This is a genomic window from Pseudaquabacterium rugosum, assembly GCF_038066575.1.
Classification (GTDB): Bacteria; Pseudomonadota; Gammaproteobacteria; order Burkholderiales; family Burkholderiaceae_C; genus Pseudaquabacterium; species Pseudaquabacterium rugosum.
In genome coordinates, this window is record NZ_JBBUTF010000035.1 from 35,369 (window position 1) to 44,896 (window position 9,528).

The 9,528-nt window shown below is 74.1% G+C and carries 8 protein-coding genes; 6 read left to right on the top strand and 2 right to left on the bottom strand.

Features of this window, described 5'->3' with window-relative positions; genetic code table 11:
• The first annotated feature begins 218 nt into the window (after nucleotides 1-218).
• Nucleotides 219-1,382 carry a four-carbon acid sugar kinase family protein gene (locus tag AACH11_RS23755; RefSeq protein ID WP_341376771.1) on the top strand — a complete coding sequence of 388 codons (1,164 nt, stop codon included), beginning with the start codon at nucleotides 219-221 and terminating at the stop codon, nucleotides 1,380-1,382.
• Between the two features lie 163 nt (nucleotides 1,383-1,545).
• Nucleotides 1,546-2,391 (top strand): patatin-like phospholipase family protein, encoded by an 846-nt coding sequence (locus AACH11_RS23760; protein WP_341376772.1) that lies wholly within the window; start codon nucleotides 1,546-1,548, stop codon nucleotides 2,389-2,391.
• Between the two features lie 51 nt (nucleotides 2,392-2,442).
• Here AACH11_RS23760 and AACH11_RS23765 read toward each other — a convergent pair whose 3' ends face one another.
• Nucleotides 2,443-4,197, bottom strand: coding sequence for a sulfatase-like hydrolase/transferase (locus AACH11_RS23765; RefSeq protein ID WP_341376773.1), 1,755 nt, complete (start codon nucleotides 4,195-4,197; stop codon nucleotides 2,443-2,445).
• A gap of 312 nt (nucleotides 4,198-4,509) precedes the next feature.
• On the opposite strand from AACH11_RS23765, the gene AACH11_RS23770 reads away from it, so the two are divergent.
• Both AACH11_RS23770 and AACH11_RS23775 read left to right on the top strand, forming a co-directional pair.
• Complete coding sequence (locus AACH11_RS23770; protein WP_341376774.1) at nucleotides 4,510-5,142, top strand: excalibur calcium-binding domain-containing protein; 633 nt, start codon at nucleotides 4,510-4,512, stop codon at nucleotides 5,140-5,142.
• Between the two features lie 208 nt (nucleotides 5,143-5,350).
• The gene (locus AACH11_RS23775; RefSeq protein WP_341376775.1) at nucleotides 5,351-6,064 is read left to right on the top strand and encodes a PEP-CTERM sorting domain-containing protein; all 714 of its coding nucleotides are present in this window, start codon (nucleotides 5,351-5,353) and stop codon (nucleotides 6,062-6,064) included.
• Here AACH11_RS23775 and AACH11_RS23780 read toward each other — a convergent pair.
• Nucleotides 6,018-7,667: a 3-(methylthio)propionyl-CoA ligase gene (locus AACH11_RS23780; protein WP_341376776.1), complete on the bottom strand. Its 1,650-nt coding sequence runs from the start codon at nucleotides 7,665-7,667 to the stop codon at nucleotides 6,018-6,020. The two genes, AACH11_RS23775 and AACH11_RS23780, sit on opposite strands and share 47 nt — an antisense overlap.
• Before the next feature lie 228 nt (nucleotides 7,668-7,895).
• On the opposite strand from AACH11_RS23780, the gene AACH11_RS23785 reads away from it, so the two are divergent.
• Nucleotides 7,896-8,855: a M23 family metallopeptidase gene (locus AACH11_RS23785; RefSeq protein ID WP_341376777.1), complete on the top strand. Its 960-nt coding sequence runs from the start codon at nucleotides 7,896-7,898 to the stop codon at nucleotides 8,853-8,855.
• A 6-nt stretch (nucleotides 8,856-8,861) separates the two neighbouring features.
• Nucleotides 8,862-9,311 (top strand): bactofilin family protein, encoded by a 450-nt coding sequence (locus AACH11_RS23790; RefSeq protein WP_341376778.1) that lies wholly within the window; start codon nucleotides 8,862-8,864, stop codon nucleotides 9,309-9,311.
• Nucleotides 9,312-9,528: the final 217 nt, after the last annotated feature.

Here is a 9,528-nt window from a genome sequence, read left to right on the forward strand (position 1 = left end):
CCGCCGTCAGCCGCCAGCTGGTAGCTGACGGTTGCCAGTCGCCCCGGCCTCTGCCTGCCGGGTGCCGATTGCCCGTCCTGTCGGGCGCAGCGTCGCCGACCCGGTTCCAGCCGGCCGTGCGTCCGCATCAGACCCGCTTCCGACCCGCTTCCGGCCCGATTCACGCCTGATCCCCGCCCGATCCCCGCCCGATCCCCGCCCGTGTCCCGACGCTGACCATGACCCCCGACCTGCGCATCCTCGCCGACGACCTGACCGGCGCCCTCGACACCGCCGCGGCCTTCGTCGCGCCGGTGCCCGTCCATCTGGACCACCCGCCCGCCGTGCCGGTGGCCGCGCCCGTCAGCGCGCTGGCCATCGCCAGCCGCGACGTGCCGCCCGCGCGCCTGCCGGCGCTGCTGGCCCCGGCGGCCGACTGGCTGGCCGGCGCCGGCATCGCCTACAAGAAGATCGACAGCCTGTGGCGCGGCAACACGCTCGACGAGCTGGTGTGGCTGGTGCGTGCCGGCGGCTTCGAGCGCCTGATCTTCGCGCCCGCGTTCCCGGCCCAGGGCCGGCTGTGCATCGGCGGCCGGCTGCGCCTGGCCGACGGCCGCCCGCCGCCGGCGGCCGACGATGCCAACGGCCTGCGTGAGCGGCTGCCGGGCGTGCAGGTCGATCTGCCGGACGTGCGCGACGAGGCCGATCTGCAGGCCGTCGCCGGCCAGGTGCACGGTCAGGTGCACGGTCAGGGCGGACGCCGCTGGCTGTGGTGCGGCAGCGCCGGGCTGGCGCAGGCGCTGGCCCGCGAGCTGGCGTGTGCGGCGGGCGGGCGGGCGGCGTCGGAGTCGGCGTCCTCGGTGCGGGCGATGACGATGGCCGCGTCGTCGGAGGCGGGGACAGCGGCCGGCGTCCCGGGCCTGCTGCTGATCAGCGCCAGCCACCAGGATGTCACCCGCGGCCAGCTCGACCGGCTGCAGGCCGACTGGCCGCGGGCCACCTGGGTGCGCGACGGCGATGCCGCGGCCCTGGACGCGGTGCTGGCGCCTGGCGCCGCGGCCCGGGCCCTGGCCCGCGGCGGCCTGCTGCTGGACCTGGCGCCGCGCGGGCGGCTGACACCGGAGGCCGCCGCCGCCTTGCTGGCCGCACAGATCGGGCGTCTGACCCAGGCCCAGGCCCTGCCACGGCCGGCGCGGCTGGTGGTGATCGGCGGCGACACCTTCGTCGCCCTGTGCCGGGCCACCGGCGCGACCGCCCTGCACACCGAACCGGCCCGCCAGGCCGGCTGGGGCCGTGCCCGCTGGGCCGGCGGCGCGTGGGACGGCGTGGTCTGCGACAGCCGCTCCGGCGCCTTCGGCGGCCCGGACGATCTGCGGAGCTTGCTGGGCACGGGCCCCGCTTGACTCGGCGGAGACGGGCCGCGGCGCGCGCCCGCCCACGCTGGAGCGTGGCACCGCCGGCCCTCCTGGCGTGGCCCGGCCCCTGGGCTATCATCGCCGCCTGTTGCAACGACCGCCGTGCCGGCGCCAGATCGGCCGGTGGTGGCCGCCAGGGAGGCGGCACCTGATGATCGACGTCCGCTCCTTCGACCGCCTGGTCTTCGCCGGTGGTGGCAACCGCTGCTTCTGGCAGGCCGGCGTGCTGGCCCGCTGGGCCGAGCTGGGCCACCGCCTGCCCGCCGACCTGTACGGCACCAGCGCCGGCGCCTCCATCGCGGCCTCGGCCCTGACCATCGGCCCGCGTGCGGCCCTCGACCACTGCCGCCGCCTGTTCGCCGCCAACGAGCGCATGGTCGACTGGCACGATCTGGCCCGGGCCCGCCTGCGCTTCGCCCACCAGACCACCTACCCGGACTGGGTCGCGCAGATCGTCAATGCCGACACCTTCACCCGCCTGCGCGAGGCGCCGCAGCGGCTGTGGGTCTCGGTCGCCCGTCCGGCCACGCTGCTGGGCCAGCGCGGCAGCGTCGTCGCGGCCACGCTCGCCTACCTGATCGACAAGAAGGTCAGCCACAGCATCCATCCGCGGCTGCCGCGATTCCTGGGGCTGCGCCAGCAGTTCTTCGCGCTCGGCACCAGCCCGTCGGTGGCCCATGCCCAGGCGGTGCTGAACGCAGCCGCCGGTGCGCCGCCGATCACCCCGTCGATCCACCTGGGCGGCGCCTGGGCCTTCGACGGCGGCTATGTCGACAACGCCCCGGTGCCGGCACAGGCGCCGGACGAGCGCCAGCGCACGCTGGTGCTGCTGACGCGCCACTACCCCGACCGGCCGGCCACCTTCGTCCACCAGGGCCGCCAGTACTGGCAGCCCAGCCGCAAGGTGCCGGTGTCGACCTGGAACTGCACACACCGCGCGACGGTCGACGATGCCTGGGCGCTCGGGCAGGAGGACGCGCGGCGCGTGCTGGGCTGAGCGTCCCGCATCCGTCGCGCGCCTCCGCTCAGGTGTCGCGCCCCGCCCCCCTCACCGGCACAGATCCAGCCCTTCCGGTATCCCGCCGTCCGGCGAGTCGATGCCGATGCAGCCCAGCAGGCTGGCGTACAGGTTGTGGTGGCCGTGGCGGCCGTTGTCGGGCGGCAGGGTGGCGGCCGCGCGGGCGCGCTGCTGCAGGCGCTCGAAGCGGCGGGCCAGCTCGGGCTGGCCGCGCCATTCGGGGCTGGCCCAGAACACCAGGGGCACGCGGCGCTGCTCGGGCGGGGCCAGGTGGCGCGGCGTGGCGTGGAAGTGGCGGTTCTCGTCGATCGATTCGCCGTGGTCGGGCACCCACACCATCAGTGCCTTGCGGCCGGCCAGGCTCTGGCGCAGCTCGTGCAGCACCTGGTCGGCATAGAGCACGCTGTTGTCGAAGGCGTTGAACAGCTCCTCCACGCTGCAGGAGCGGCCCAGCGTGCACTCCGGTGTCCAGCGGGCATGGCTGCGGGGATAGCGCTCGCGGTAGTCGGCGTGCGATCCCTTGGTGTGCAGCACCACCAGCTGCGGGCCGCGGCCGGCCGGGTGCTGGCGCACGGCGCGCGCCAGCTCGGGGACCAGCAGTCCGTCGTCCAGGCGGCGGCGCTGGTTCTCGGGCTGGGCGGCGATCACCTCACGCAGCTTGTAATGGTCGGGCCGCACGCGGCCGTAGAAGCCGGCCTCGGCCTGCATCGCGTAGAGCTCGATGCGGAAGCCCAGCTGCCGGTAGACCGAGAACACGTTGTCCTCGACGATGCGGTCGGGCTGGCCGGGGCCGCCGGCCACGATGCCCTGCGGGCGCACGAACATGCAGGCCAGCGACAGCTTGGTCGAGGTGTCGCAGGACCAGCCGGCGAAGGCGGCCACGCCGTCGGCACGGCTCAGGTGGGGCGTGGTGTCGCGGCGGTGGCCCAGCAGGCCCAGACGGTCGGAACGCGTGGTCTCGCCGATCACCAGCACCACCACCAGATCGTCCAGCGGTACCGACGGCTGATGCCGGTGCAGGCGGGCGGGTGCGCGCAGCGCGGTGTCGTCACGGGCCTGCTGCCAACGGCCATGCAGCACCATGGCGGTGCCGGCCAGCCAGTTGGCCGGCAGATAGCTGTGCAGGGCCACGCCCACCAGGTTGACCCGCTGGGCATCGGCAGGGCCGACCGCCTCGCGCGCGCGCTCCAGCACGCCACGGCCGGCTGCGGCCAGGGCCAGGCTGGCCAGGGCGGCCAGCAGCATCGTGGCGGCGCAGCGCAGGCGGCCGCGGGCGGGTGGGGGCTGGTGCTTGGATTGGTACTGGGCTGGTTGTCGGGGCCCGCGTGGCGGCGCGCCGGTGGCACGCCACAGCAGCCACAGCGGCAGCAGACCGAAGCCCAGCACCCACAGGCCGACCCAGTGGTCGATCAGTTCGACCGACAGCGCGTGGTCGGTGGTCAGCACCGCGTTGACCACGCCGTGGCCGACGATCACCTGGTAGCGCGCCATGAAATGCGCGGTGATGGCCGAGACCAGCAGCAGCGCGCCACCGATCAGGCGCAGGCCGTGGCGTCCGGCCAGACCGGCCAGGGCCAGCAGCGCGCCGGCCAGGCCCAGCATCAGGGCGCCCTCGGCCAACGGACCCAGCCAGGGCCAGGGGCCGGACAAGGGACGCCACAGGTGCCCGTGGCGCTGCACGGCGGTCGGCAGGTTCAGCAGGGCGCCGATCCACAGGGCGGTGGCGGCCCAGACGGGCAGCAGGCCGGGGGGGCGGGCGGCTGCGGAAAGACGGGCGGAACACATGGGAGACGGTACGGCTGTCGTGTCCGTGGAGAACGGTGCGGATCCGCGGCGGCGTCGGTGGATCGTCTGCCTGTGGAAGGGGGCCGGTCGCACGCCGGTGGCCGCGGATTCTGGCGCGGTTGCCGGCCGGTTCGTCCGGGGGCGGACTCGGGGTTTGCACGGGCTGCCCCGTGGCCGCGGCGGCATGCGGAGCGTGGGGGAGGCCCCCGATCCGCCGCGGCGACGGGCACAGGGGCGGTGACAATCGCGGCGGTCGCTCAACCGCTGTGTCAGCGGTCTGGGCGCCTGCTCCAGTCAACGGGACCCGTCCGCATGCCTTTGCCGCGTCTGTTCGCGCCGTCGATCCTGTCCCGGCCGCCCCGTGCGCGGGGGGCGGGGCCCTCGTCGGGCCCTCCTCACGGCCTGCGCCGGATCCTGCGGCCGGTCGCGGCTCTGGCCGCTGTGGCCCTGGCGGGCGCGCTGGCCCCGGCCGGGGCGTCGCCCATCCACCGCTGCGAGTCCGACGGCGCCGTCACCTTCCAGAACACGCCGTGTGCCGACGGCCGGGGCCGTCGGTTCACGCCGCAGCACGACGCCACGTCGCCGGCCGCGCAGCCGGCCTCCACCGCGCGCAACCAGGCGGCCTATCGGGCCGCTGCCGCGCCGGCCCTGGCCGAGGAGCGTGCGCGTCTGGGCAGTGCAGGGCCTGGCAGTGCCGGGCCCGGCCGCCCGGGCGCTGCGCCGCGTGCCAGCCTGCCGGCGACAGCGTCAGCCGCCGCGGCGCTGCCGTCGACCGCCCCGCGCAGCCCGGCCGCGGGCGGTGCCTTCCGCTGTGACGGCCGCCAGCACTGCAGCCAGATGCGCTCCTGCGCCGAGGCGCGCTACTTCCTGGCCCGCTGCCCGGACGTGAAGATGGACGGCGATGGCGACGGCATCCCCTGCGAGGAGCAGCTCTGCGGGCATTGAGCGGGTCACCGGACCGGTCATCGAGCCGGCCGAGGGTGGATGTCAGGGCCGCGGGCCTCAGGCACCAGGCATCAGCGGGCGGCCCGAGCGCTCGCACGCCGGCCTGCGTCATCGGATGGATGGCGCGTCCGCGCGGGCGGACCTACGATGCGTGGCTGATCCGCGCGCCGATGGCGACGGCGGCCGTCCCCCGTTCACAGGAGTCCTCATGAGCCCTTCGACCCCGTCCGCTGGCACACCGCCGTGCCGCGCCCCTCTGTCCCTGGCCGGACGCCGTCTGGCGGTGGCGCTGGCCGCCAGCCTGTGTGGCCTGGCTCAGGCCGCGACCCAGACCTGGACGGACGAGGCGGACTTCCTGGCCGCCGTCGGCACGGTCCGCACCGAGACCTTCAATGCCTATGCCGCCGACCAGACCGCAGGTGGCACGCGGCTGATCCTCGACGACTTCACCGTCACGCCCAACGCGAGGGTGGATGCCCCGCCGCTGGCACGCGACATCGACGGCAGCACGCTGCTGACCTTCGACCTGAGCTGGGGCGGCTGGGCCGATCTGGTGTTCGACCAGCCCTTGCGGGCCGTCGGCTTCTGGATCAACAGCGCCTCGGTGACGGTCAGCGTCGCGGCCTCCGGGCTCGACGGCTTCGGCAGCTACCGCCACCTGACCTCGCTGGACTCGGGCAGCAGCGGGCTGGCCTTCATCGGCTTCACGTCGGACCAGACCTTCAACCGCCTCGCGTTCTCGGGCCCGGGCTGCTGCAGCCGCGTGATGGCCCTCGACAACGTGATGTCGGCCAGCGTGCTGGCGCCGGTGCCCGAGCCGACCCAGGGTCTGCTGATGGCGGCCGGGCTCGGTACGCTGCTGGGCTGGCGCGGCCTCAGGCGCCGGGCAGCCGGTGCTGACGGAACTGCTCGCGCAGCTTGAGCTTGAGCAGCTTGCCGGTGGCCGTGTGCGGCAGGGACTCGACGAAGACCACGTCGTCGGGGATCTGCCACTTGGCGATGCGGCCCTCGTAGAAGCCGAGCATCGCCGTGCGGTCGAGGTCCGCGGCCTCGGGCTTGCGCACGACGACCAGCAGCGGGCGCTCATCCCACTTCGGGTGCGGCACGGCCACCACCGCGGCCTCCTGCACGCCGGGGTGGGCCATCGCGATGTTCTCCAGCTCGATCGAGCTGATCCACTCGCCGCCGGACTTGATCACGTCCTTGCTGCGGTCGGTGATCTGCATGTAGCCCTCGGCGTCGATCGTGGCCACGTCACCGGTGGGAAACCAGCCGCCCTGGCCGTCGACCGCGCGCAGCGGCAGGGCCGCGTCCTGGCCGAGGTAGCTGTCGACCACCCAGTGGCCGCGCACCATCAGGTCGCCGGCGCTGCGGCCGTCCCACGGCAGGCTCTGGCCCTGGCCGTCGACGATGGCCATGTCCACGCCGTAGATCGAACGGCCCTGCTTGGCCTGCAGCGCCTCGCGCCGCTCCTGCGGCAGATCGGCATGGTGGCGGCGCAGCCGGCTGAGCGTGCCCAGCGGTGACAGCTCGGTCATGCCCCAGGCGTGCACCACCTCGACGCCGTGCACCTGCTGCAGCGTGTGCAGCATGGCCGGCGGGCAGGCCGAGCCGCCGATCACCGTGCGGCGGAAGCTGGAAAAGCGCAGCTGCTGGCGCTCCATGTGGGTCAGCAGGCCCAGCCAGACGGTGGGCACGCCGGCGCTGAAGGTGACCTGTTCGGACTCGAACAGCGCATGCAGGCTGGCGCCGTCCAGGTGCGGGCCGGGCAGCACCAGCTTGGCGCCGACCATCGCACTGGCATAGGGCAGGCCCCAGGCGTTGACGTGGAACATCGGCACCACCGGCAGGATCACGTCGTTGCCGGAGAGGTTCATCGCGTCGGGCATGGCCGCGGCCATCGCGTGCAGCAGCGTCGAGCGGTGGCTGTAGACGGCGCCCTTGGGGTGGCCGGTGGTGCCCGAGGTGTAGCAGATGCTGGCCGCCGCCTGTTCGTCGAACTGAGGCCACGCGTAATGGCCGGACTCGGCGTCCAGCAGATCCTCGTAGCACAGCAGGCCCGGCAGGGTGCTGGCTGCCGGCATGTGGGCACGGTCGCTCATCAGCACGTAGTGGCGCACCGTGTGCAGCTGCGGCGCCAGCTGCTCGACCAGCGGCAGGAAGCTGAGATCGAAGCACAGCACGGTGTCGGCCGCGTCGTCGATGATCCAGGCGATCTGCTCCGGGAACAGGCGCGGATTGACCGTGTGGCAGACGCGCTGCGAGCCGCTGATGCCGTAGTACAGCTCGACATGGCGGTGGCCGTTCCAGGCCAGCGTGCCGATGCGCTCGCCGGCGGCGCAGCCCAGCCGGTCGAGCGCCTGGGCGACCTGCTGCGCGCGGCGCGCCAGCGTGGCCCAGGTGCAGCGGTGGGTGTCGCCCTCGACCCGGCGGCTGACGATCTCCACGTCGCCGGCATGCCGCCGGGCGTGCTCCAGCAGGCTGGAGACCAGCAGCGGCATCTGCATCATCTGTCCGTTCAACATCGCGCGAGTCTCCTCGTGGGGGTGGAAATCAGGGCAGGGTCGGCGGGCGGTCAACGCCTGTCAATCCGGAATGCGCCGGGCGTCGACCGACGGGCTCAGCACCGAGCCTGACCCGTCTGAACTAGGGGGGTGCTCCGCGGCGCCGCGCCGCGGCCCGGTTATGGTTCCGGCCCCATGCCGGTGCGATGACGCCGGCCCATCCGGCCCGAAGCCCCACCCCCCCTCGCCATGCAGTTGATCTGGTTGTCCGGGCCGACGTCCCGCGTGCTGACCGTCTCCGTCGGCCTGAAGACCGTGCTGTGCTCGGTCGCCGCGCTGGCGGTCACGCTGGTGGCCCTCGGTGGCGTGCTGCAGCTGCTGGGCATCCGCATCGCCGTCGACGTGCGGCCGGAGCTGGCCCGCAGCCTGGGCGGCGTGACCTCGGCCAGCGAGCAGCAGCGCGTCGAGCAGCAGCTGCGCGAGCAGCTGACGCGGGTGCAGGGCCGGGTCGATGCGCTGTCCGGCCAGCTGCAGCAGCTGGAGCAGACCAAGCAGGCGATGGTCGGCCTGATCGGCGATCCGCCACCGGTGGCCCCCCCGGCGGCGGGCCGCGGCGGTCCGCTGCGCCGCCTGCTGGCGCTCGACTGGTTCGCGCCGCGCGCCGTCGACGGCCTGGTGCGGCTGGACGAGCAGTCGCAGGGCCTGAGCCAGCGCAGCCAGCAGCTGCAGCAGCTGTGGCAGGCCGAGCTGCAGGTGCTGCAGGCGCTGCCGCTGCGCGCCCCGATCGACGCCGCCCACGAGCGCAGCAGCGATTTCGGCGTCCGGCGCGATCCGTTCACCGGCGGCTTCGCCCGCCACGAGGGCATCGATTTCGTCGCCCCGGCCGGCACCCCGGTGCAGGCCACCGCGGCGGGCACCGTCGTCACCGCCGAGGCCTCGGGCGCCTACGGCCTGCTGGTCGAGATCGACCACGGCCACGGCCTGAGCACCCGCTATGCCCACAACAGCCGGCTGGAGGTCACGCGCGGCCAGGCGGTGCAGGCCGGGCAGCTCGTCTCGCGCCTGGGCTCGACCGGCCGCTCGACCGGCCCGCACCTGCACTACGAAGTGCGCATCGACGGCCGGGCGATCGATCCCGGCGCCCGCGAGGTGCTGCAGGCCACCCGCGGCCTGCAGCGTCAGCGCACCCTGGCCCTGATGGAGGACTGAGAGACCATGTTCGGAACCCGCCGCACCGCTGACGACCCGAGCGTCGCCACCAAGGAACGCTTCGCCACCCTGATCGGTGAGCGCACCACGATCAAGGGCGACCTCAGCCTGGCCGAGGGCGTGCGCATCGACGGTCGCCTCGAAGGCAACACCGGCCGCGAGGGCGACGCGCCGGTGACGGTGGTCATCGGCCAGAACGGCAGCGTGACCGGCAACATCGTCGCCACCCGGGTGGTGGTGGCCGGCCAGGTGCTGGGCACCATCCAGGCCGACGAGGAGGTCGAGCTGCACGCCACCGCCGTCATCCAGGGCGACGTGCACTGCAAGTCGCTGCGCATCGCCCATGGCGCGCGGGTGATGGGCCGCATCGCCACGGCCGACCATCCGGCCGTCAGCCGGCCGACGCTGGTGGTCGACCAGCGCGATGTGCCGAAGGTGGCCAACGGGTCGGCCTGAGGGCCGGCGCCTTCGGGCCCGAGTCCACGGTGTCGCGGGGCTGCAGGGCCGCGGCGCAGGCCGCCGCAGCCGCGGTCGCCGTCGCCCTGGTGGCGCAGCGCCTCAGAGGGTGTCCCCTAAATGATTTTTTTGGCCAATCGTGTTGCGAGGATACGCGCCTCGGTCAGCCAGACCCAGGCAAGAGGGGCCCAGGTGGAGCGATCATGGTGAGCCATGA